The organism is Microcoleus sp. w2-18bC1 (assembly GCF_036700365.1).
Lineage (GTDB): Bacteria > Cyanobacteriota > Cyanobacteriia > Cyanobacteriales > Microcoleaceae > Microcoleus.
Window position 1 is genome coordinate 1 of record NZ_JAUBOS010000081.1, and the last position, 24,970, is coordinate 24,970.

A 24,970-nucleotide genomic window follows, 5' to 3' on the forward strand; every position below is an offset into this window, starting at 1 on the left:
TTGTTCGTACTTCATATTATGGGAGCTAATTTTTTCTTTTATTTTACCTAGAACGAGCGCACTTTCGCAAGAGGTCTACTTATTCTCAGGAAGAGGCGGCATGAGATTAGCCTTTGAATCCGCGGCTGGTTCCTTGAATCTGGAAACAGAATGCCTCTTAAGCAGCGAAATCAATCCCGACGCTCAGTTAGTTTACCAGTACAGGGTAGGTGGCTAATTGACTATCGCGGTGGCAATTCGATTCATTCTTGGGTACTGGGTTTGCGAGGCGAGTGCAGTTTATACGAAATTGAGTTGATGAAGAGTTTTATATTGAAAAGGCGAAATAAATAATTTGGGCATGACGCAGATGGCAAGCTATTAACTAAAGAGCAAATAGCTACTTTTTTGGCTCATCCCAATCTCGATAAAATTCTGGATTCCTGGGTAACAAAAAAGTACCTGCAAGGGAACATCGCAATTCTCCTTTTCGGAAACTCCTTTTAATATAACCTTAAGTAAGGTACGCCATCAGCACCCTAGTTTTGGGCGGGCATCCTGCCCGCCCCACAAGAAGCCAAACAGCTTTACGATAAAGTAAGATGAGCAATGCCCACCCTACTAATATTAGCTTTGGGCTACAGGTTCCTTAGCCAAAAACTTCTCTAATTCCGTCAAAGCATCGGCATCAACCTTAGTCTGCATCGGACAGAACTTAGGCCCGCACATTGAACAGAATTCAGCAGTTTTGTAGATATCCGCCGGCAAAGTTTCGTCGTGATATTCCTTTGCCCGTTCTGGATCTAATGACAGCTCAAATTGACGGTTCCAATCGAAGTTGTAACGCGCTTTCGAGAGTTCATCATCGCGATCGCGCGCACCCGGACGGCCCCGTGCAATATCTGCAGCGTGAGCCGCGATTTTGTAAGCAATCAGCCCGTTTCGGACATCCTCAGCATTCGGCAATCCTAAGTGTTCCTTCGGCGTCACGTAACACAGCATTGCAGTACCGTACCAACCAGCCATCGCCGCCCCAATTGCTGAGGTAATGTGGTCGTATCCAGGCGCAATATCTGTCACCAACGGCCCCAAAACATAGAAGGGTGCTTCCGAACACTCCTCCATTTGTTTCTTGACATTAAACTCAATTTGATCCATCGGCACGTGGCCCGGGCCTTCCACCATTACCTGCACGTCATGTTCCCAAGCTTTGCGAGTTAATTGTCCCAAAGTTTTGAGTTCAGCTAATTGAGCCTCATCCGACGCATCGTGAGTGCAACCGGGGCGCAGAGAATCTCCCAAACTAAACGAAACATCGTATTTTTTGAAGATTTCAATGATGTCGTTAAAGTGAGTGTAGAGGGGATTTTGTTTGTGGTGATGCAGCATCCACCGCGCCAAAATGCCGCCGCCACGAGAAACAATTCCAGTGAGTCTATTTTTTACCAACGGCAAATGCTCAATCAAAATTCCGGCGTGAATGGTTTGGTAATCAACACCTTGTTGAGCGTGTTTGTCAATGATGTGAAGAAAGTCATTCGCTGTCAGACTTTCCATATTACCGTGAACACTTTCTAGTGCTTGGTAAATTGGTACAGTACCGATCGGCACTGGTGAAGCTTTGATAATCGTAGTGCGAATTTCATCCAAATTGCCGCCGCCGGTGGACAAGTCCATCACGGTATCGGCGCCGTATTTCACTGCTAGTTTAAGCTTGTCAACTTCTTCTTCCATATTGGAAGAGTTGGGAGATGCACCGATATTAGCATTGACTTTGCATTTAGAGGCAATACCGATCGCCATCGGTTCTAAATTCGTGTGATTGATATTAGCCGGAATAATCATCCGTCCCCGCGCTACTTCGGCGCGGATAAGTTCTGGCGGGAGATTTTCTCGCTTAGCAACAAAGTGCATTTCCTCAGTAATTACACCTTGGCGGGCGTAGTGCATTTGAGATACATTGGTGTGCCCCTGACGCTTAGCGATCCATTCGGTACGCATATTTAATTTCCTTGATAAACAGCTTCCCTCCGCTGGTATTACCCAGACTCAGGTTCTAAGGGTGTTTTCTCAGCCCGGATATTCGGGCACCCCTAGCTAAGCTGTTGATTGTATCACCGATTTCTGTGCGCCACGGCAGCAACTAAGGAAATCTTAATATTGAGAAATAGATGAGGGGAGCGAGAGCCCTTTTGGGGCTTCTGATATTTTTGATGTTTAAAAAGTGCGATCGTACCCCATTTAATAATCTAAAAATAATCACATTTCAACTGCATCAAAATTAGACAGGACAGTTTTTTTTATTTTGCTACTGCCCATTTTTGCTGTTTTTCACCGCTACAGTAAGCTGGATTTTTAATTTTATTTGGACTTGAGATATTGCCTACTGATGTACTGTCCCATATGATACCTTTACTCCACAACAGCTTGTCAACCATTGATGTACATCTTTATAGCTACAAAATCCTGCTGGTTCTGGCAATTCCTTCTCTAATTTCTCTACAGTTTCACGATTGATTATTCTTGGTCTTCCCGAAGTTGGTTTTTGGGATAATAATTCTTCCCTTCCCCGTGACGATAGCTAGACAATTATCTTTCATTGCAGGCTAAATACGATGTTTCCCGACGCACACAGGAGAAGACGATACAGTTTGTAGCGTTTGGGTTTTGGGCAAATACAGAGATTGCTGTTGTTCTTGTCGGTGAGCATTTTTAACTCTGAGCGAGCAGAGCTTTCAGTTCAGATTCTGTTTTCCCCATTTGAATCTTGACAACTCCTGACATTTTCGCTCTTTATATTTGGGTAATAACTCACAAAAATGACATCTACTAACTGTAGCAGTTTTTTAGAAAGTTGGTTAATTTATGAAACTCATTTGAAGCTTTGTCAATTTATTTTTTATGACATTTAAGAATGTTAAATTTTCTTTACTGATTGATACAAAAATATAATTAAATGATATCCGCTTGAGCGCAATCCGATAGAGCCAAGGAGAGTAAAAGCCAATAAATAAATAAATTACACTTTATTAACTTTTAATATGTTTTAAGATTTTTAGGGCATCCTAGATAGATCAGCATAGTTCGCTAAAAGCAAGCATAGCCTTTCTAAGATAGTGAACTTTTGGCTGTAGAAAAAGCCTTTCTGACTCGCTGCCCTGGTATCCTCTACGCTTTGTAGAAAATTCCCGGCAAAAACTGGGCTAACTTTTGTTGAGTAAATTACTATGTTACAATCAACTCTAACAATAATTAAGTTTTAAAATCGGCCTTAACCTTACGCTCAATTCCTTTGCGATCGCTAGAATAACAATGACTATCAACTTAGCTGGCTATCAATTCGTTGAAACCCTCCACAGCGGGATCAGAACTTCAGTCGATCGCGCTCGGAAGGATTCAGACTTTTCCAGCGTGATCGTCAAAAGGCTAAAGGCTGAGTATCCCACTCTTTCTGACATCACCCGCTTGCGGCACGAATATCAAATTCTGCACAGCTTGAACGTAGAATCTATCGTCAAAGCCATTAGTTTAGAAAGTTATAAAAACGGTTTAGCACTCATATTAGAAGATTCAAGCTCCGAGTCTCTCAACGATTGGATGAAGGGTAAAAAACTCACAAGCATTCAATTCCTTTCTTTGGGTCTCCAGCTTGTCTCTGCCTTAGCAGAGCTTCATAAACATAACATTATTCATAAAGATGTAAAGCCACAAAATATTATCATCAACCCAGCAACTGAAAAAGTTAAAATTATTGATTTCAGCATCGCTTCGCGCCTGGAGCGAGAAAATTCGACCCTCAGCCATCCAGATTTGCTCGAAGGCACCCTCGCCTATATGTCGCCAGAACAAACTGGCCGGATGAATCGGTCAATTGACTACCGCACTGATTTTTATTCACTCGGCGTTACCTTCTATGAAATACTCACAGGTGAGTTGCCCTTTAATTCCACAGACCCGCTGGAATTGGTACACAGCCATATTGCCAAAACTCCCATTCCCCCTCACCAGCTAAATCCTGAAATCCCACCACAAATTTCAGCGATTGCGATGAAGTTATTAGCTAAAAATGCTGAAGACCGCTACCAAAGCACTGAGGGACTCAAATTTGACTTAGAAACTTGCTTGATAAAGCTACAGGCTAGCGGATATATTTCCAACTTTGTTGTTGGAAGTGCGGATAAAGCAGGGCAATTAAATATACCGCAAAAGCTCTACGGTCGCGACCAAGAAGTTGAAAAAATTCTAGAAACTTTCGATCGCGTTGCCAGTGGCACCACCGAATTAATGCTGGTTTCCGGCTATTCCGGGATAGGCAAAACAGTTTTGGTCAATGAAGTCCACAAACCCATTGTGCGGCAAAGAGGCTATTTTATTGCGGGGAAATTTGACCAGTTCAAGCGCAATATTCCTTATACTTCTCTGATTCAAGCATTCCAATCCTTAACTCAGCAACTTCTAACCGAAGGCGAAGTAGAAATCCAAACTTGGAAAGAAAAACTGTTATCCGCTTTAGGCGATAACGGACAAGTCATCATTGATGTTATCCCTGAAATCGAATTAATTATTGGCAAACAGCCACCCGTAGCTGAGCTAGGGGCAACTGAAGCTCAAAACCGTTTCAGTCGCGTCTTTAAACAATTCATTGGCGTATTTACAACTATTGACCATCCCTTAGTTATCTTCCTCGATGACTTGCAGTGGGCGGATTCGGCATCGTTGAAATTAATAGAATTGCTAATAACTGATTCTGATAGCAAGTATTTATTGCTGATTGGGGCATATCGGGATAACGAAGTTTCTCCAACTCATCCGACTATTCAAATGATTGACAAGATTCGCCAAACTGGTGCGACGGTGAATAATATTGTCCTTCAACCATTACACCTGGTTCATGTCGAAGAATTAATTGCAGATACTTTAAATGAATCGGGCGGTTCGGAATCCCTGTCTGTAAAGACGCGAAATTTCGCGTCTCTACTTTTTAATAAAACGCAGGGCAATCCTTTCTTCATAAGTCAACTCCTCAAAACTCTCTATCAAGAAGATTTGTTGACTTATAACTTCACCCCCCTAATCCCCCCTTACCAAGGGGGGACAAAGGGGGGTTGGCAATGGAATATCGAGCAAATTCAAGCGATAGGCATCACCGATTACAATGTTGTCGAACTGATTGCTAGAAACATACGCAAATTGCCCGAATATACACAAAAAGTATTAAAATTGGCTGCTTGTATTGGCAACACTTTTAACTTAGAAATTTTGGCAATTGTCAATCAGGAATCATCCTTAGTCACGGCGGCGCAATTGTGGGAAGCTCTTCAAGCTGGGTTGATTTTACCTTTGAGCAATGAATACAAAATTCCCCTGGTATTTAATCAGGAAGAATCGGGCGGTTTTACCTTGACTGATGTGAAGGTTGACTACAAGTTTTTACATGACCGAGTGCAGCAAGCTGCCTATTCTTTGATTCCCCATGAACAGAAAAAAGAGACTCACTTAAAAATCGGTCAACTGCTGCTGCAAAGTACAACGCCAGAAGACCGAAAAGAAAATATTTTCGCTTTAGTTAACCAACTCAATTATGGTACTGGCTTACTTACCACTGAATCCCAAAAATATGAACTCGCCCAATTGAATCTGATTGCAGGTCAGAAAGCGAAAGCTGCTACAGCCCACGATTCCGCCGTCAAATATTTGCAAGTAGGTTTATCTCTGCTAGCGGTAGATAGCTGGGAGAATCGGTATGAACTGGCATTAAGGCTGTATGAGGAAGCAGCAGAGTCAGCATATTTGAGTGGTGATTTTGAAGCAATGCAGAGATTCGTTGAGATAGTACAAAATTGCGCCAAAACGCTGCTGGACAAAGTGAAAGTGTACGAAGTCCAGATTCAAGCTTATATGGCGCAGAACAAGCTGGTCGAAGCATTGAATACGGGGCTGCAAGTCTTAAAGCAGTTGGAGGTAGAGTTTCCCGACTCGCCAAACCCATCTGATATTGGCCAGGCGCTGGGGGAAACTGCGGCAATTTTGAGCGGAACCCGAATTGAGGACTTAATCGATCTCCCTGAAATGACTGATCCTTATCAATTAGCAGCGATCAGGATTTTGTCAAGTATTTTTTCTGCTTGCTATTCTGGGATGCCCGTACTGGTGCCTTTAACGGTCTGCAAACAGGTCAATTTATCCGTTCAATATGGCAATGCTTCTGTGTCTCCCTTTGCATATGCGGTATATAGTCTTCTTCTTTGCGGGGCGGTAGGAGATATTGAGCGGGGCTATGAATTGGGCCAATTAGCTTTACGTCTAGTGTCAAAGTTAAATGCCAAAGAAATCGAAGTCAAGACTTGCCACTTAGTGTATGCAGCCGTTCAACATTGGAAAGAACACGTCCGGAATACCTTAGAACCTTTCCTGTCAGCTTTCTCTAGCGGGCTAGAAACTGGAGATTTAGAATATGCTGGCTATGCGGTCATGGTATGGAGTCATTACTCGTTTTTTGTTGGCAAGCAACTAATTCAACTCGAACGAGAGATAGCAACTTACACAGATGCCCTTGATAAAATCCGCCAAGAAACAGCGCTTAATAATACAAAAATCTGTTGGCAAGCCGTCTTAAACATGATGGGAAGAAGCGAAAATTTCTGCCTGTTAAAGGGGGAAGTATACGACGAAGAGAAAATGCTGCCACTATATCAGCAAACCAACAACCAACTAGCAATTCATTACTTATACTTGCACAAACTTGCGCTGGGTTATATGTTTGAGAATTACGCGGAATCTTTAAAAAATATCCCTCAAGTAGAAAGTTCTTTCGGATCGTCTACAGGGCAGCTAACTGTTGTTATCTTCTATTTCTACGATTCTCTAGTACGGCTAGCTGTGTATTCTGAAACTTCGCCGTCCGACCAACAGGACATTCTTAACCGAGTACAAGCTAATCAAGAGAAATTGCAAAAATGGGCACATTATGCCCCAATGAATCATCTGCATAAATTCTATTTAGTAGAGGCCGAAAAGCATCGTGTTTTAGGCGAAAAAATAGAAGCGATCGAGATGTACGACAAAGCGATCGCTCTTGCCAAACAAAACGAGTATATCAACGAAGAAGCATTGGCTCACGAACTCGCTGCTAAATTCTATTTGTCATGGGGTAAAGAAAAGATTTCCCGCACCTACATGACCGATGCTTATTATGCCTATATGCGCTGGGGAGCTTTAGCTAAAGTTAAACATCTAGAAGAAAAATACCCGAAATTAATAGCGCGATCGCCTGCGCTCACCGAAACCCCTTTCAACCCTACGAGGACAATTCCTCCTTTGACCATTACAGGCGGTCAAACAGAGTTGCTAGACTTGGCAACTGTAATGAAAGCATCTAGTGCCATTTCTAGTGAAATTGTTTTACCTAACTTGCTCACCAAGTTAATGAAAATTTTGATAGAAAACGCCGGCGCTGAAACTGGAGCACTTATTCTCTCAAAAGAGGGTCAACTTGTTATAGAAGCGGCGGGGACTAAAGATCGAGTCCGAGTGCTAGAATCTTTACCAGTATCAACTTATGGGCAAGTGCCTATCTCGGTACTTAATTACGTCACCAGAACTCAGAAAGATGTCGTTTTAAATGATTCCAGCCGCGAGGAAATCTTTAACACCGACCCCTACATTACCCAACACAAACCAAAATCAATTTTGTGTGTACCTATCCTCTCTCAAGGTAAGTTAAGTGCCATCCTGTACCTAGAAAACAACGTGATTGCTGGCGCTTTCACGCCGAAGCGGGTTGAAGTGTTGCGGATGCTATCGGGACAAGTTGCGATCGCCTTAGAGAATGCCAACCTCTATCACACTTTAGAAGTCAAAGTAGAAGAGCGAACCGAGGAATTAAAAGCCAAAAATACGAGCCTAGAAGTAGAAATTCAAGACAGACAGCGAGCCGAGCAAGCGGCCGAAGCCGCTAACCGCGCCAAAAGCCAATTTCTCGCCAATATGAGCCACGAACTCCGCACACCGCTCAACGGTATTTTAGGTTATACCCAAATCCTCAAACGAGATACAGGTTTAAGCAGTCAGCAAATTTCTGGTATTAATATCATTCATCAGTGTGGCGAACACCTCCTAACTCTGATCAATGACGTTTTAGACCTCTCCAAAATCGAAGCCGGAAAAATGGAACTCTATCTCACCGAGTTTCACCTGTCAGACTTTCTCCAAGGCATTACTGAAATCTGCCAGATTCGCGCCCACCAGAAGGGAATCTCTTTGATTTACGAACCGCTAACTCCACTTCCTACTTGCGTCCGAGCCGATGAAAAAAGGTTGCGGCAAATTCTCATCAACTTACTCGGCAATGCCATAAAATTCACCGAAAAAGGAGGCGTTAGTTTTAAAGTAGACAGGCTGGAGACTCAGCAATCTTTGTCATCACCAATCGCCAATCCCCAATCCCTAACAGCGAAATTTATTTTCCAAGTAGAAGATACAGGCATTGGCATCGCGCCCGACGAACTCTCAAAAATATTTTTGCCCTTCGAGCAAGCCAGCGGTTCAGTTAGCCAGATAGAGGGGACAGGATTAGGGCTGCCAATTAGTCGCCAATTAGTGGAGATGATGGGCGGCGAACTGAAAGTACAAAGCTCTTTAGGTAAAGGCAGTATTTTCTGGTTTGAGTTAGAGTTGCCTATTACCGAAAGCTGGGAAGGGTATCAAAAAGAACCTGAAAAAATTATCAGGGGTTTCTCAGGCGATCGGCAAAAAATTTTAGTCGTTGACGATCGCTGGGAAAATCGATCGGTTCTAGTTAATCTTTTAGCTCCCATTGGGTTTGAATTAATGGAGGCAACGGACGGTCAAGACTGCGTGAAGAAAGCGCTGTTATTTCAACCTGACTGTATTATAATTGACTTAGTAATGCCAGTGATGGACGGCTTTGAAGCGGTGAGGCGGCTCAGAAAAATCCCTCCATTAAAGGATGTAATCGCGATCGGAACTTCTGCTAGCATTTTATCCGGCGATCCCCACAGCATTTTGCATGCTGGTTGCAACGCTTTTCTCCTCAAACCAATTCGGGCAGAAAAGTTATTAGAATGCTTGGGCCACCATTTACGTTTAGAATGGGTTTATGATGAGCGAACAACTTTCAGTTCAGAAGGTATCTTCACCGAACTCCCTTCCCAAATCCAAGACCAACCACTGATTGCTCCCCCTTCGGAAGAAGTTGCAGTCCTGTTCGATTTAGCCATGAAAGGTGAACTCCTCAGTATTGAGCAGCGAGCCAGCAAGCTGAAGGCAATAGATATGCGTTATGCACCTTTTGCCAATCAGTTGCTTGAATTAAGCAAAAACTTTGAAGAAGACAAATTAGTAGAATTTGTTCAACAGTTTAGATGAGGACTAAAAATGACTAGCGAATCTTTAGACAGAGGCACCATTTTAATTGTGGATGATACGCCCACTAATCTGGGTTCAGTATTGGATTTTTTGACCGCATCTGGCTTCACTGTTTGGGTAGCTCGCAGTGGGTCGAGCGCTCTCAAAAAAGTGCAATATTCCCAGCCTGATTTAATTTTGTTGGATGTTCTGATGCCAGAGATGGACGGATTTAAAACCTGTCAAAATCTGAAAGCGAATGACTTAACTAAAGATATCCCAGTCATTTTTATGACCGCGCTGGACGATACAGAAAGCAAAGTCCAAGGCTTTAATGTGGGGGGAGTTGATTATATCACTAAGCCCCTTCAACACGAAGAAGTTTTAGCTCGCGCTATCACGCACCTGAATCTGCGAAATCTAACTAAAAAGCTTCAGGCGCAAATTGTCGAGCGCGAGCGAGCGCAAGCCGATCTACAAGTTTTGGCACAACAGCTAGAGACGCGAGTAGAACAGCGCACCGCTGAACTTTCCCAAACGAATGAACGCCTCAAGCAGGAGGCTGCTGAACGCAAGCTTGCAGAAGCAGCTTTGCAAGCATCGGAAGCGCGAGAGCGGCACAAAGCCCTAGAGCTCGAAAATTCCCTGGACGAACTCAAGCAGGTGCAAAGCCAGCTAATTCAGAGCGAAAAAATGTCCGGGCTAGGCCAACTCGTAGCTGGCGTAGCCCATGAAATCAATAATCCAATTAATTTTATTTATGGAAATCTTTCCTATGCTCTGGAATATTCAAAAGCTTTGGTCACTATCCTTGACCTCTACGAAAAGCACTATCCTCATCCGCCTCAAGATATACAAGCAGAAATCGTGGCAAGCGAGCTAAATTATCTCAAAGACGACTTGCCTAAATTGTTCAAATCGATGTACTTAGGAGCCGATCGCATCCGCGAAATTGTTTTATCTTTGCGCCTCTTCGCACGGCAAGAAGGATATGAAATGAGAGCGGTCAACCTTCACGAAGGCATGGACAGCACGCTGATGATTTTACAGAGCCGACTAAAATTTAACTCAGACCGCCCCTCGATTGAAGTGGTGCGGGACTATTGCCCAAACCTGCCCGAAGTGGACTGTTATGGGGGAGAAATGAATCAGGTATTTATGAATGTACTGGCAAATGCGATCGATGCTATTGACGAGTGGAACACCCAGAGAGCGCTAGAAGAAATTAAAGCGAATCCTAGCGTGATTCGGATTAGCACAGAAATAACCAGCAACAATTACGTAGCTGTCCGAATTGTGGACAATGGGCCAGGGATATCGGAAGAGGTTCGTCGCCACGTATTTAACCCGTTTTTTACGACAAAACCCCCCGGTAAGGGCACAGGGATTGGGTTGTCGATTAGCTGGCAAATTGTAGTGGAAAAACACCGGGGAAGCTTGGGGTGTATTTCTGCACCAGGCGGGGGAACAGAGTTTATTATTGAGATTCCGATTCGGCAGGAGTCTCCTGTCTTGTCGCTGTCAGCTTGATAGAATGTCGGGTATCTTCATCCATAATTGTGCGCTGTGATGGGCAATCGCGGGGTTTCTGCGATTGCCCATCACAGCGCACAATTACCAACAAGAAAATTCGGGTGTGTACGTAGCGGTGTAGGTAACACCTAACTAACTGTCCGAAGATTCATCGGATTGTGGCTGTTTTTGAGGATCTTTTTCCCCGGCAATAAATCCTTCTGTATCCTGCTTTAATTCTGATACAAGTGCGCCTCGATCACGCCAAGCTTCGGCATTATCAGGCTTGATGGCAATAGCTTGATCGTAAGCTGCCATTGCTTCCTCGTACCGCTTTAATTCAGACAAGACTATCCCCAGATGACGCCAAGCGTCGTAGGAGTCTGGCTTAATAGCAATTGCTTTCTCATAAGCTGCGATCGCTTCTTCATTGCGCTGCAATTTTGCCAATGATTCGCCTTTACAAAACCAAGCTTCGTAACACTCGGAATTAAGGGTAATTGCGGATTCGTAAGAGGCAATTGCTGCTTCGTGCTGCGACAGTTTGTCGAAAGCTGCACCTCGGTTGTGCCACACTTCAAAATCCTGCGGTTTAATCGCTATTGCTTTGTCGTAGGATTCGATCGATTCTTGATATCGCTGCATTTTTCCGAGCACAGCAGCTCTATTGTACCAAACTTCGTGTTTGTCGGGCCGGATGCCGATTGCCCGATCGTAAGAATCAATAGCATCGCTGTAGCGGAGCAGTCTCCACAGCATATTGCCTCGATTGTACCAAGTTTCGTATCTGTTGGGATTGAAAGCCAGAGCGCGATCGTAAGAATCAACTGCTGCTGCGTACTGCTGTACTTTGGCCAGCATCGCACCCCGGTTGTGCCAAATTTCACTGTCGGTTGCTTTGATAGCGAGGGCGCGATCGTAACTGGCGATCGCTTCTTCGTAATGCTGCAATTGACCCAACAAAGCCGCTATACTGTGCCAACAAGCGTATTTTCGAGATTCGCTCGAACTTGCTCGCTCGTAACAGGCGATCGCCTCTTCGTACTGCTGCAATTTTGCCAGCAAATGCGCTTTATTATACCATGCTTCGTAGTTATCCGGTTTAATCGATATTGCTTGGTCGTAACAGGCGAGTGCTTCTTCCGGGCGCTGCAATTTTATTAACACATTTCCGCGCCAATACCAAGCCTCATTCAAAAATTTATTCGCTAAAACAGCTTTTTCCAAACACACTAATGCCTCATCATAATTGCCTTGAAAATAAAGCCCTTCGGCTTGCTTGATATAATCGTCAGCAATCAAATTATCGTCGTTAGCGGGTGCCGTTTGCGAATTTTGGGAATTGTTTAAGGCCGATTGAGGCGCGATTTTGAGAGCTTCTTTGGCAACAACTGCGGGAACTTGGGAAATTTCTTGAACAATTTGATATTTTTTATCGTCAACTTCTTTCAGCAAAACTTGCAGGTGCATGATAAATTGAGATTTGAGAGTCTCAATTTGCTCGACGGAAGATTTGGAGAGTTCAGTTTCTCTAGTTAAAAAATCAAGGGATTGTTTAGCTGCACCCATTTGCGCTTCTAATTCATCCCTCAACTTTTGAGTTAGTTGGCTAGAATTTCTGAGCTCGGATTCCAATACACCAATGCCCTGCAATCGTTTATTGGCATCAGCAACCAACTGTTTGATTATCAGCCGTCGCATCATCCAAAAAAATGCAATTGTCATCGGTGGAAATACCGTACCAAGAATCAGCAAAATATTGAGCAGAGTTATGGTACTGTTAAAACCATATCCAGATTCAGCACTGCCACTAGACGGGGAGATAAAAGCGAAAACCTCGCGAACTTGAGGATTGCTTTCAGCCCCAGTTTCGATTAATTTAGCCAGCCAGGTTTCTTGTAAAGATTTTGTTAGTTCATCGCCGGATGCAGCAGGAGTATTCGCCTTGGTTTTTGCACTAGCAGATAAATCGGGTTGAGCGGCCGCTACCAACAAACCTGTCGGCGATTTTACAGCAATTCGCGGGGAAAATTGTTCGTGAGCGATCGTCTCAGGCTCGCTAATCGACTTAGCCCGACGGGATACGGTAGTATTTGGGGAAAATTGTTCGTGGGTGATCGTCTCAGGCTCGCTAATTGACTCAGCCGGACGCGATTCAGTATTATTTACAGCATCAACAAAGTTGCTAGCTTGCGGTGTCTGAGGAGAAATAGGAGGTGCAGCAGGATTGGTGCTAGTATTAGCAGTTAAATTCTGGGATGCGAGGGCTGCCAGAGTCAAGAGAGCTAGATTAGAGACGCGCATAAACGTCAACTCATTTAGGAGAAATTGGTGCTTGGTTGTCAGCGATCTGGCGATCGACCTCATACTCTCAGCAGTTAGAATAGCTGACTAGAGGAATGCTGACTTACTATCTCCAAAATACGCGCGCAGCCTGACTTTTCAGGAAAAGTGCCAATAATTCTGGCTGTGGAACTTTTGTCCAAAAATATATTCTCGCGCCTAATCCGGTTGAATAACCCTCGAAATCATCGGGGCGGGTTTACCAATCTGCACAATTAGCCCAATATCCGGGTGAACCCGCCCCAACAGACCCAATTTTTAGCTTTAAACCCTAGCTACAATTGCTTCTGGCTGCTGACGTTCAGCCGCCACTTCCTCTAAATCAGCACCGAAAATTTCACAGCTATTATTCGGACTTTCAATCAGCTTAATCTTGTGCAACTGGGCGCCCAATTCCCGAACGGGCGATCGCAATAATTGCCCGATCCGAACAGCAATATTCTCCGCAGTCGGCACAACATTCTCAAAATAAGCAATATCCTTATTTAAAAAAGTGTGATCGAACGGTTCAACCACATAATCGTCAATAGCTTTTTGCAAAGCTCCCAAATCAGCAATCATGCCAGTCCGCGCATCAATTTCCCCTTTAACAGTCACCTCTAAATGATAATTGTGACCGTGACCGTTGGGACGAGCACATTTGCCGTAAACTTCCGAGTTTTCTTCAAAGCTCAAATCGGGACGAGCCAACCGATGGGCGGCACTAAAATGAGTGGACAAAGTTAAATAAGCTTCCATTCCGTTTCCTAAATATTCAGCCCAAAGTTCGGGATGTTCAAACAATTGAATTTTGCTCACAGGTAAATGAGGGGCTAGCCGCAGCCAAATTTGCCGTGCTATGTTTTCGGTAGTTGGCAGAGTCTGCTCAAATTCCGGCCACGCTTCGTTGAGAAAGGAAAAATCGAGATCCTTGATAACTTCCCGCTTGATGACGTGCTTGACATCAGACAGGTTGAGCACCATGCCGTACTCGTCGAGTTCGCCTATCATGGAAACGTAAATGACGTAATTGTGCCCGTGTCCCGGTGCGCGGGCAGTTGGGCCAAACCGCTCAAAGTTCTCAGCTTCGCTTAACTCCGGCAGCCAGTACCGGTGACTCGCAGAAAACTGTGCCCGACGATTGATGATGCACTGCATAAAAGTCAATTAGGGTAAGCTTGTTAAGTTCTGTAAAGGACTCGCTTCTTAAGGATAAACTAATTTTTGCTGGAATTTTTCAATAATTTGAGGGTGCTGTCAATGAATTTCTACCAATTTTCCAGATATTGGCAACAAGTCGCTGATCGATCGCGCTGCCGGGCCCATTTTACGCCACAACACAGATATCCGGCAGAAAATACCGCTACAAAATAGTTTTTCGCCATCAGTTACTAACCCATCAGTTACGAGTCTTTGAGAGAGTGGGTGAAGCTGAGCTATTCCGTTGGCGAAGCGTTCCCGAAGGGTAGGGAATCGACTTTTTTGCCACACAGGAGACTCCACAGTTCGAGTTTTTCGCCTAAGCTCTGCAATAGTTAGCCGTTGGCAGTTCAGTTGCTCTCAAAACTAATCACCAATTACCCATTACCCAATATTAATGAATTCGATTACTGCACGAGCCGATCGCTTTTTTGAACATTTCTGGGGTGCGATGACAACCCCGCTATTCTATATCGGGGACACTCATCTCTCCATCAGTGCGATCGTCAAACTGATAATCTTAGCTATATTTGCCTTGATTATAGCTAAGATTATCAGTGAAGGAATCAAGCGCAGCGTGCTAGTTCGGATGAGATTGGATCGCGGTAGTCGAGAAGCAATTTCTACGATCATTAGCTATATTTTAGCCACTATTGGCTGTATATTCGTCCTGCAAGGTTCCGGCATCAACCTCACTTCTCTCACCGTCTTAGCTGGGGTTGTCGGCATTGGTTTCGGCTTCGGCTTGCAAAATCTCGCCAGTAACTTTATCAGCGGGCTCACCCTGCTATTCGAGCACCAAATTAGAGTCGGAGACTTTATTGAAATAGACAAGTTATTAGGAACAGTAGAAACAATTTCTATCCGCTCTACCATTATTAAAACAATTGACGGTCTATTTGTAATCATACCAAATATTAAGTTTGTCGAAACTAATATTATTAACTGGAGCTACAGAGACCCCAGATGTCGCCTCCACATTCCCATCGGCGTTGCTTACGGATCTGACCCCGTAATAGTTACGGAAGCGCTGTTAATTGCGGCGCGGATGGAGTCGAATGTTCTGTCCCATCCTTCTCCTAAAGTATGGTTTCACGGTTTTGGAGATAATGCTTTAAATTTTGAACTTTTGGTTTGGATTGACCAGCCACAGGAAAGCGATGCTATTAAAAGCGCGGTAAATTTTTTAATAGATTACGAATTGCGCCACCGAAATATCGAAATTCCCTTTCCCCAACGGGATTTGTGGCTGCGAAACCCGCAAGAGTTAACTCAACTTTTTCACAATAACAAAGATGATAATTCCAACGGGAAAGTTTTTCCGCAAGATGCCAAACATTCAGCAGATTTACAATCTAATTCCACCCTTTCTGAACCTAAAAAGCCAGCGCCTAAATCCCCCAATAATTGGACGCTGCGAGATTTGTTGAGGCGAGTAACTTATTTTGAACAGTGTACGGATTTAGAACTGCGACAGTTGATTGAATACGGCTACCGACAACTGTTTCCAGCAGGACAGGTTGTATGTAAAGAGAATGACCCTGGCGATTCTTTTTATATTATTCTTTCGGGGACTGTAGAAGTTCTTTCTCAAAAAGCCGGTCAGTATATTGCTACGCTTCACGAGGGCGAGTTTTTTGGGGAAATATCTTTGCTGTTGGGAACTCCGAGAACGGCGACTGTTAAAACTAGCGAAGATGCAATTTTGTTTGTGGTGGAACGCCACGACTTGCAAAAACTTTTAAGAGAACAACCCAATTTAGCAGATCAGATTGCTCAAAAATTGTCGGAACGCCAGCAAGCTTTGAGAGATTTGGGATTGTTAGATGGCGACTCTCTGGAACAAACTCCTTTTATTAAAATTCGCAAGCGAATTCAAGTTCTTTTTGGAATTTGAAAGAAGGAAGTTCGGCAACGAGCAATGTACAAGATGTAACGGATGTCAGGAAGAAGGAAGAGGGAAGAGGGAAGTTCGGCAACGAGCAATGTACAAGATGTAACGGGTATCAGGAAGAAGGAAGAGGGAAGAGGGAACAATCTGCTTTTTTAACTTTTAATTTTTAATTCATCCTGCGCTTCCCGCCGCAGTCTAGCGGCAATTCTAAACAGTTCTTGACCGGTGTGCAAGTGGCGATCGTCATAATTGAGGGTAAATAGCTGCAATTCTTCTATTCCGTCTCCGACTTGATTGATGCAGTAGTAGAGATGGGCCGCAACTCCGGCTACATTAGATGGATTGGGCATTGATGTAAGAAAGTTATGAGCTTTTTTGAGGAACTCGCGGCTGGTTTCGATATAAAGTTGAAACTTTTCTATCAGTTCGTCATCAAACGGATCTGCTGACAATTCGTCTATTTCTTTTTTAAGTGGCTTCAAGATGCTGTTGAGCATTTTATTAACTGGTTTGTATACTTTAATCAACCACTGTTCCATTTGTTCATCAGCGTCCCTAGCTGTTTGTTTTTGCTGGCGGCTGACGTTTGGTGCGCTGGGTGATTGCTGTTGAGTTTCCTGGGAAAGTTGGCGATCGTAAGATTGTCTGTGCTGGGTGTCTCCTAATATTTCATAGGCTGCATTGAGGCGGACAATTTCTTCGTGACCCGCTGTGTCGCTGCGGCTGTCGGGGTGAAATAATTTGACTAAACGGCGGTATGCTTGTTTAATCTCGGCTTGTGTTGCGGTTGGGCTAATTTTTAGGGTTTTGTAGTGATTGGTAACGGAAGACACGCTCTTATTTCCTTGAACTCTAGATAATCTGTGAAAAAGTGCTTGACAAAAATATCATGATTTACTATTATTTTAATAATTTATCTGATATAAATGTCAAAAATTGTCCGTAAAAAACGTCAGTTTTAAACTTATCATAAATCTATTTTAGAAAAACATTGAGGCTTTGGAAGTGGTAAGCCGATCGACATTGAGGACTCCTATAGCGCTCCTCCCGCCAACCGTTAGCTCCTTCTTTTCTTGTATCTTCCCTTGCCACAACAGCGCTCAGCCCCCGCTTCGTTAACACGCCCAAAGCGGTTCAAAAAAAGCGCATTCAAAAATTCGGCATCTTTCGCGATCGAGAAAGCTACAATCTATCGCCATTCTTTAATCTACTAAAAAGCAAAGCAGAGCGTAAAGTCTACGCCCTGCTTTGTGTTTCTGCGACTTGGGCTGGAGGTTAGCCTAGTTGATGGCCATCGCCAGATTGAGTTCTGGATCTTGGAACAAGGGAGTGCTGAGATAGCGTTCGCCGAAGCTAGGCTGAATCATCACAATCAATTTCCCTGCATTTTCGGGACGCTTGCCGACTTTCACCGCCGCACATAGTGCCGCACCGCTGGAAATACCCGACAAAAGTCCTTCTTCTCTGGCTAAGCGACGGCCATAGGCGATCGCGTCATCATCCGTAACAACTATAATTTCGTCTATCGAATCCACATTCAGCACCGGCGGCACAAAACCAGCACCGATACCTTGAATTTTGTGAGGTCCGGGCTTTCCGCCCGACAGTATCTGACTGTTGGCCGGCTCAACGGCGATCGCCTTAAACTCGGGTTTCCGGGACTTAATCACCTCTGCCACGCCCGTAATCGTACCGCCAGTGCCGACTCCCGAAATCAGGAAATCCACCTCGCCGTCTGTATCTTCCCAAATTTCCTCAGCCGTTGTCGAACGGTGAACCTGCGGGTTCGCTGGATTCCGAAACTGCTGTAACATATACGCATTGGGAGTTTTGTCCACAATCTCTTGAGCGCGGCGGATGCAGCCACTCATGCCCTCAATTCCGGGAGTCAGTTCTAGTTGGGCCCCGTAAGCTCGCAGCATCGATCGGCGTTCCGTGCTCATCGTATCCGGCATGGTCAAAATCAACTGGTAGCCCTTAGCCGCTGCCACCATTGCCAGAGCAATTCCGGTATTGCCAGAAGTCGGTTCCACTAAAACCGTTTTGCCTGGACTAATCAGCCCTTCGGCCTCTGCTTGATTGACCATATTGACACCGATGCGGTCTTTCACCGATGCTGCCGGATTCATGCCTTCGAGTTTGACCACAATCCGAGCCACGCAGCCTTCGGCTTGGGGAATGCGGTTAAGTTGCACCAGGGGCGTCCGCCCTACCAATTCTGTAATGTCGCCAGCAATACGCATAATCTTTGTCAGTTTGTGGTTGAAAGTAAATCTTAATTCCTAGTTGGTAATATTTTAACTAGATGTAATACATGATATCGAGCTGCCGTCTGCCATTGCGCTTTTCGCACAGATCCTGTAGAGTATATTTTTGCAAAACTGAGTTGGCAATCGATCGAGCTTCTTGCCAAACTTCCCAAATCACCGCACTTTCTACAGTTTGAGCAGGCGAGTCTTTTTCAGAGCGATCGAACTCTGAGCCCTCGAGACAGTTGATAATTTCTAGGAGGGTAATTTTCCAGGGTTCCCTCGCCAATATATAACCTCCCTTAGCTCCTCGCTGGCTGCGAATCAGCCCGCAGCGTCTCATAGTAGCGAGCAACTGCTCTAAATATCGATCGGGAATATTTTGCTGAGCCGCTATCTGGCGAATTTGCAGAGGCTCACCTTCTTCGTAGCAATCGGCAAGCTCCAGCAAAGCTAAGATTGCGTATTCGCTTTTACAGGAGAGTTCTACCATAATTGCTTCCAATACCAGAATTATCAACTCCGAAGTCAGATGTTAAAATTCTCCTCAATGTTGAGTTCCCAATTCTAACTCCTAACTTTACCTTTTATTATACCCCGGTTTTCCACTGAACTTAATCGACTTTCATCACTTCATCGTTGGAATGATCCGCACTCTCGCTTCTGTGAAACCCAGTTGCTAGTTTTGACTCTCTCTCCGCTTCCACGACGGCATTACCTCAAGAAACCGGCTTTCTGCGTCTATGACTAATAATTTTTAATTTTTAATAGATTCTCGGCGCCCCTTTGTCCCGTAAACAAAAAAGCCCTGCAGTAGGCAGGGCTAAACTGGGCATTTAGAGTTGTCAGCAGAGAGGGTATGACCCCCTCCCATGCCTCATCTAACCCGCTCTTAGAACGTGAAAGTAGTTCTCAGAGTACCAATGATGATGTCATCATTACGGTCATCTTGATTAGGATTTGTCACCCAAATCACGCCCGGAGTAACAGAAATGTTGTCCGAGAGCTGAAACTTGTAGAACCCTTCAACGTGATAGGAATCATCGTTGCGGAAGCTCCGCAAACTGCTTGCAGCTTCAAGTTTATCCAAGTAAGGCTCACGACCTACCACGAACCCTAGCAAGTTGCCTTCTTTCCCTAAATCAGGCAAAGCCAAGGTAACAGCGTAGTTCCAGATTCTCGCATCGCCGATGCCGAGAATGCGGGCATTGGTTAAACCAGCCCAGCCACCAAGGATAAATCTCGGGCTCAGTCGCAACGAAGCCTGAGCACCGTAGGAGTTGGTGACAACTTTGCGAGCACCGAAGCCGTCAAAACCCTCGCTCAAACCGTTGAGAGAATTAGCCACGCCGGTACCGGTGAAACCGCCGAGGTTGTCGATTCCATTTCCCAAACCGTTGTCAAAGCCAAAGTTACCTCGATTAAAGTAACCGTGGTTATAGTTGAAAGCAACTTGCAAGTTGCGTCCAGGAGTAAAAGTCAACTGACCCATCGCGGCGTAGTCGCCGTTCAACAAGCCAGCACCCTTAACCGGACTGGCTGCATTTGACGCCAAATAACCAAATGACAGAGAAGTTGGGCCGAACACGCCGCCCAGTAAGCCCCTGCCGCCAAAGGCATAGTCAAAGCCAATACCTGCGCCACCACCCAAACGGTAGATGGGGTTACGCTGTCCAAAGGCGCTCAGTGCTCCGTTGCCGCCGTCAAAGTCTTCAAAGTAAGGGTTGACAGTCGGCATAATGTCGTCCCAAACGCCAGCGTTGGCTATCAGGCTAACGTTGAGTCGCTGACCGACGGGGAACTTGTATAACAAGGTGTCGAGGGCAACAACGTTATCGGTTCTGCCGACTACGTTCCAAGTTTGAGTGCCTTCGCTTGTAGCACCAAGGTTGAAGTTGCGACCGTTGCCGACTTGAAGCCTGGTCAGCAGTAAGTCTCTGCCGGTGAAGCTAGTATTTAAATTCAGGCGCACCCGTTGTTGGAAGACAGCTTCGTTGTTGTCGCTGCCTAATCTTCTTTCGTCTCTGCCAAACAAGCCAACGTTGCCACCAAAGTCATCGCTGAGAGCGAAAATTGCTTCCCCAGTCAGCTTAGTAGTGGTGGAGAATTGGTTGGCTTCGAGTTCGGATGTCCGAGCTTCCAGAGCATCGACGCGACCGCGCAGGGTTGCCAGTTCCGCTGCAAATTCTTCTTGGAGCCGTTGGAGGGCTGCCAAGTCATCTCTCGTAGCGAAGTTGCCCGTGCCGCCTCTAATTAGCTCGCTCACTTTGTCTAAGCAAGCATTTAAACCGGCTGCGAATTCGTAGCGAGTCATTGCCCGGTTGCCGCGGAAAGTTCCGTCGGGATAACCGGCAATACAGCCGTAGCGCTCGACTAGGGATTGCAGTGCTTGGAAGGCCCAGTCTGTGGGCCGCACGTCGGAAAGTTGGGAAACAGAGGTAACTTGACCTTGAGTTTCGCCGCCGGCAGCACCTTCGCTGCTGTACTCGTTGAGCTGTTCTAATGTGGCGGCTGGGTTTTGCTCTTGTGGTGCGGCAGTTTGGGCTAAAGATTCAGCCGGTTGTGGCAAACTTTGTTCTGCCGACTCTGCCACTGCCGGGGCTGGAGTTTCTAATTGAACAGCACCGATTTGCTCTGGGAGAGCGGTAGCTGCCGGGGCTGGAATTTCTAGTTGGGCTGCCGGGGCAGAATTTTCTACTGGTTGAGCTACTGTTGGCTCAACTGCGGCTAAAGATTCACTTGTAGGTTGTGATGCCGCTTGGGGCTCTGCCTCAGCAGGGGCTGTGTTTGCTCCGACGATCGCACTTTCAGTTGCAGCCGTGGCCGAATCTTCAATCGCTGCATGGGTTTCGCTGCCAGCGACTGGGGAAATTTCTTCTACTGGCTCGGAGGCTGCAGTTGTTTCGGAAACAGCAGCTAAAGCATTTAGTTTCGCTTCGGAGGTTTCAGCGGTTTCAGCTTTTGCGACAGCCGGATTGACCGCATCAGCAGCCTGCTGAGCGTCTGCTGCCATCGCGCTCGAAGAAACTACTAGGGTAGCTCCTAAGACTGCTGGGCTGATTAGTAAGTAACTCCACAAAAATTTCGACATATTCACTCTCATCCTCACACCGATTACAGAGAAACTTTTCTAGTCTTCTATGTGGTCAGTCGTTGCTCAACTAGCATACTCTAAAAAGAGACCTAAAATTCACTTTTTCTTTGGATTCTTTTGGGCTGACCGAGTATATAGATGTGACTGACGGCTGCATAAAGCCTGTTTTTAAACCTTTACTCAACGGCGTCAAAACCATACCCGGTTTGGGCTGTGGATTGATTTGACTGCTGACACTAGACAGCGCCCGATCGCCTTATTTACTTTTTAGCACAGCACGCCCGACTCGTCTAGGCTGATTCGACTTTAACCTCCAAGCTGTGCCCGAGGACGCTAAAGACTTGGCGATGATCGAACAATTCTAACAAATCAGCGTTGATTTTGTTGTGAGCTGCTTCTTGCCGCAAAATTTTCATCGCTGCCTCTGTTCGCAGAGCTCGCTTGTAGGGGCGATCGCCTGCTGTCAGGGCGTCGTAAATATCGGCGATCGTCATCAATTGCGCTTGAATTGGAATTTCTGACTTGTTTAAACCTCGCGGATAGCCTGTACCGTCGAGTTTTTCGTGATGTCCGTAGGCAATGTCTGGAACATTTTTAAAATCTTTTGTCCAAGGAATTTGTTTGAGAAACTCGTAAGTGTGAGTTACATGAGATTCTATTTCAGAGCGTTCTTCCGGCGTCAGGTTGCCCCTCGACACCATCAATTGCAAGATCTCGTCTGGGTTCAGCAGGGGTTTCTTTGCCCCATCTATATCTCTGTAAGTTTGTCGAGAAATCTCTCGCAGTTGAGCTAGGGGTTCTGCTGCCAAAATGTGAGGCTCGTTTGCCTCTAGCAGCACTTCCCAGTATTCTGCTAATCTGGTTTTTGCCTCTGCTAGCTTAGTGTCTAGCTGTTCGATTTCCTGGCACTGAGCGCACTCTGGCTCCTGGGTCGGGTGTTTTCGGTAGGCTGAATGCTCCAGCAAGTATTTATATTTAGACTGGACGCATTCCATTTCCATTGTCCGTTGAGCTAAGCCAAAGCGATGGCGAATGATTTCTAGCTGTGCGGGGTAGAGCTTTTTCTGTTTGGTCAAAACTGCTTCGGGGACTCCAATTTTGCCAAAATCGTGCAGCAGGGCGGCGTAGCGAAGTTCTTGAATTTGGCGGTTGTTAAAGTAAATAGAGCGCAGTTCTCCGCTGTTGACGGTGTTTACTTCTTCTGAAAGGCGTACTGTGAGGGCTGCTACTCGTTCTGAATGGCCGTAGGTACAGGGGTCTCTAGCTTCTATGACTTGCACCGAGGCTTTGACGAAGCCCTCGAACAAATGTTCTATGCTGTCTTGGAGTTGATTGCGCTCGATCGAAATTGCTGCTTGAGAAGCGAGCGATCGAACTATCCTTTCTTCCCACTCCGAATACTGCTGCGTCGATTCCCAGGCATTGTTTGCTGTCAGCACCGTATCTGCCTTTGTTTTGCGGTTGATCAATTGCAGTACACCTATTGTCTCCCCCTGTCGGTTTTGCATCGGCAGTACCATTACCGAGCAAGTGCGGTAATCAATATCCCTGTCAAAACTGGTATCTAGCCGGTAGGGTACGCCCGGGGGTAAGTCGTAGGCATCAGACAGGTTCAAACTTAGACCTGTAATTGCCACGTATCCCGCCAAGCTTTTGTCTGTCAGTGGCAGGGCAAACTCTTTAAACGACAGTTTCGGTTTAGAAGCATTTTGGGCTACCTTGAACAGCAGCTTAGGTGTTTCGTCGCTGTGATCTACTAAGTAAACACTGCCAGCATCGCTGTAGGTGATTTCTCTACTTTTGGATAAAATTAAGTGTAACAAGTCGCCCAAATCTTGGGCGCTCGACAGAGCCGCGCCAATATCTAAAAGCTTTTCTATCAGATCGGTTTTTTCGGCAGCAGACTCGTTCTTGAACTCTGGCTTTTCAAATACGATCATGGTCGGATGATGGGGAATAGCCTTTTATACATTGAACGTTTGGTCTCTCGACTTTTTAGCACCCGATTCTAACCCCAAGTGGATTTTTTATTTGCGAGCTTTTATCTAGCGGGGACTCTTGTTGGGCCAGCGGGTACTTTTTTAATCTAGCGTAGAAGAAATCTCTTGGGCTAGCGCAAAGTCTTTCTCAGTTAAGCCTCCGGCATCATGAGTTGTCAAGTTAAGTGTAACTTTGTTATAGGAAATTTCTATGTCGGGGTGATGTGCAGCAGCTTCTGAGGGGGCGACCAACTTATTCACAAAGGCGATCGCTTCGATAAAATCTTTAAATAAACGGGTACAGCGCAGTTGTTTGCCTTCAACCGTCCAGCCTGACAATTGACTGGCGCGCTCTTGAATTTCAGTATTGTTAAGTAGCTCAGCCATATTTTTTTTCTTTGGGATTAGCAATGGCAGATTAACTGCCCACATGTAGAAACCCTGACCAAAAACTATCCGCTCTCACCAATAGCGTTTAGTCTCAAGTTTTAATACTTAAGATTTAACACTATTTGAGGTGAGAGCGGTCTAGCGGGTCTTCAGATTAGAACCTGACTGCCGGGAGAATCCCTAGCTCAGCCTGGTTCCCCGTGGAAGTCGTTTCCCGTTGGAGACGACGGCTGACTGCTAGTGAGCGGCCCCGGCGCACAGCCGGTAGTTTCCAATCTGATGACCCATGCGTTTACTACTTTCTATCATGGGCATCACCTCCAGGTTTAGCTAAATGGCTTTATATTGGAACGCACATCACCTAAATACAAGATTTAAGGTGATGATTTGTGCGCTAGCCATTGCCAGCGTTACCGAAAGAACTTGCGTTCTGAGTATCATTCCAGTAGTCACAATTATTAGAATAACACAAGGAATTAGAAGTGGGGGATGCAAATTGAGATTTTTGTGAGATCAGGGGAAATTACTGCAGCAGCAAGGTCTTCGATCGATCTCTACAGCAAGCGGACGATCGCAGTTTTAGCCATTTGTCTATATTTTCTTCAAAATCCGGGCTGTGCGGTTATCAGGTGCATTGCAAATCTGGCGGCGCGGAAAGGTCGATCGATTTCTTGCCATATAGATAGGATAGTTCACGAGATATAAAGACACAAGTTGTTCTAGCTACAGGCAGAGTTGGTTTTTGTACAAAATCAACTTTTTTTAGGGCGCTAATTCGATCGACTCCTGCAAACAAAAAGCTCCTGCCTGGTGGCGGGAGCTTTTTAACCATTAAGGGTAAAGCCTAAACTGCTTTATCTTACCCTTTTAAAATGTTGGAAATTTTGATATTTCGCGCTGATTACAGAGCGTTACCGCGAGGCAGAACTTCTTCAGGGAAGATGAAGTTTTCGTGGGGTTGGTCTGTCGGAGCCATCCAAGCACG

The 24,970-nt window shown here is 45.4% G+C and carries 14 protein-coding genes and 1 riboswitch; of the genes, 4 read left to right on the top strand and 10 right to left on the bottom strand.

The window, feature by feature from the left end; translation table 11 throughout:
* Positions 1-100 precede the first annotated feature (100 nt).
* Positions 101-217: a hypothetical protein gene (locus QT979_RS25735; protein ID WP_333213745.1), complete on the top strand. Its 117-nt coding sequence runs from the start codon at positions 101-103 to the stop codon at positions 215-217.
* 389 nt (positions 218-606) lie between these two features.
* Here the strand turns inward: QT979_RS25735 and thiC are convergent, their stop codons facing one another.
* A complete protein-coding gene (gene thiC, locus QT979_RS25740; protein WP_333213747.1) occupies positions 607-1,980 on the bottom strand; it encodes a phosphomethylpyrimidine synthase ThiC in 1,374 nt (457 codons plus the stop codon).
* 7 nt (positions 1,981-1,987) lie between these two features.
* Positions 1,988-2,084, bottom strand: a riboswitch (TPP riboswitch).
* 1,207 nt (positions 2,085-3,291) lie between these two features.
* On the opposite strand from thiC, the gene QT979_RS25745 reads away from it, so the two are divergent.
* Together QT979_RS25745 and QT979_RS25750 are read left to right on the top strand one after the other, a co-directional pair.
* Positions 3,292-9,366, top strand: coding sequence for an AAA family ATPase (locus tag QT979_RS25745; protein WP_333312081.1), 6,075 nt, complete (start codon positions 3,292-3,294; stop codon positions 9,364-9,366).
* 9 nt (positions 9,367-9,375) lie between these two features.
* Positions 9,376-10,875, top strand: coding sequence for a response regulator (locus QT979_RS25750; RefSeq protein WP_333213751.1), 1,500 nt, complete (start codon positions 9,376-9,378; stop codon positions 10,873-10,875).
* Between the two features lie 135 nt (positions 10,876-11,010).
* On the opposite strand, the gene QT979_RS25755 is transcribed toward QT979_RS25750, so the two are convergent.
* The 3 genes from QT979_RS25755 to QT979_RS25765 form a co-directional block, all read right to left on the bottom strand.
* Positions 11,011-13,161: a tetratricopeptide repeat protein gene (locus tag QT979_RS25755; RefSeq protein ID WP_333312082.1), complete on the bottom strand. Its 2,151-nt coding sequence runs from the start codon at positions 13,159-13,161 to the stop codon at positions 11,011-11,013.
* Between the two features lie 303 nt (positions 13,162-13,464).
* Complete coding sequence (locus QT979_RS25760) at positions 13,465-14,337, bottom strand: 6-carboxytetrahydropterin synthase (RefSeq protein WP_333312083.1); 873 nt, start codon at positions 14,335-14,337, stop codon at positions 13,465-13,467.
* A gap of 99 nt (positions 14,338-14,436) precedes the next feature.
* On the bottom strand, positions 14,437-14,682 hold the full coding sequence (locus QT979_RS25765; RefSeq protein ID WP_333213757.1) for a hypothetical protein: 246 nt from the start codon (positions 14,680-14,682) through the stop codon (positions 14,437-14,439).
* Between the two features lie 94 nt (positions 14,683-14,776).
* On the opposite strand from QT979_RS25765, the gene QT979_RS25770 reads away from it, so the two are divergent.
* Entirely contained in the window at positions 14,777-16,276 is a 1,500-nt protein-coding gene (locus QT979_RS25770) for a cyclic nucleotide-binding domain-containing protein (protein ID WP_333312084.1), read from the top strand.
* Between the two features lie 149 nt (positions 16,277-16,425).
* On the opposite strand, the gene QT979_RS25775 is transcribed toward QT979_RS25770, so the two are convergent.
* From QT979_RS25775 to QT979_RS25800, 6 genes are all read right to left on the bottom strand, one after another.
* Positions 16,426-17,106, bottom strand: coding sequence for a J domain-containing protein (locus QT979_RS25775; RefSeq protein WP_333230123.1), 681 nt, complete (start codon positions 17,104-17,106; stop codon positions 16,426-16,428).
* 447 nt (positions 17,107-17,553) lie between these two features.
* Entirely contained in the window at positions 17,554-18,516 is a 963-nt protein-coding gene (gene cysK, locus QT979_RS25780; RefSeq protein ID WP_333312085.1) for a cysteine synthase A, read from the bottom strand.
* A 58-nt stretch (positions 18,517-18,574) separates the two neighbouring features.
* Entirely contained in the window at positions 18,575-19,015 is a 441-nt protein-coding gene (locus QT979_RS25785; RefSeq protein WP_242716025.1) for an Rrf2 family transcriptional regulator, read from the bottom strand.
* Between the two features lie 399 nt (positions 19,016-19,414).
* Positions 19,415-21,613, bottom strand: a complete 2,199-nt coding sequence (locus QT979_RS25790; protein ID WP_333213767.1) for an iron uptake porin — start codon at positions 21,611-21,613, stop codon at positions 19,415-19,417.
* A 293-nt stretch (positions 21,614-21,906) separates the two neighbouring features.
* On the bottom strand, positions 21,907-23,556 hold the full coding sequence (locus QT979_RS25795) for an HD domain-containing phosphohydrolase (protein WP_333213769.1): 1,650 nt from the start codon (positions 23,554-23,556) through the stop codon (positions 21,907-21,909).
* Positions 23,557-23,697: 141 nt separating this feature from the next.
* Complete coding sequence (locus QT979_RS25800; RefSeq protein ID WP_333213771.1) at positions 23,698-23,982, bottom strand: 4a-hydroxytetrahydrobiopterin dehydratase; 285 nt, start codon at positions 23,980-23,982, stop codon at positions 23,698-23,700.
* Positions 23,983-24,970: the final 988 nt, after the last annotated feature.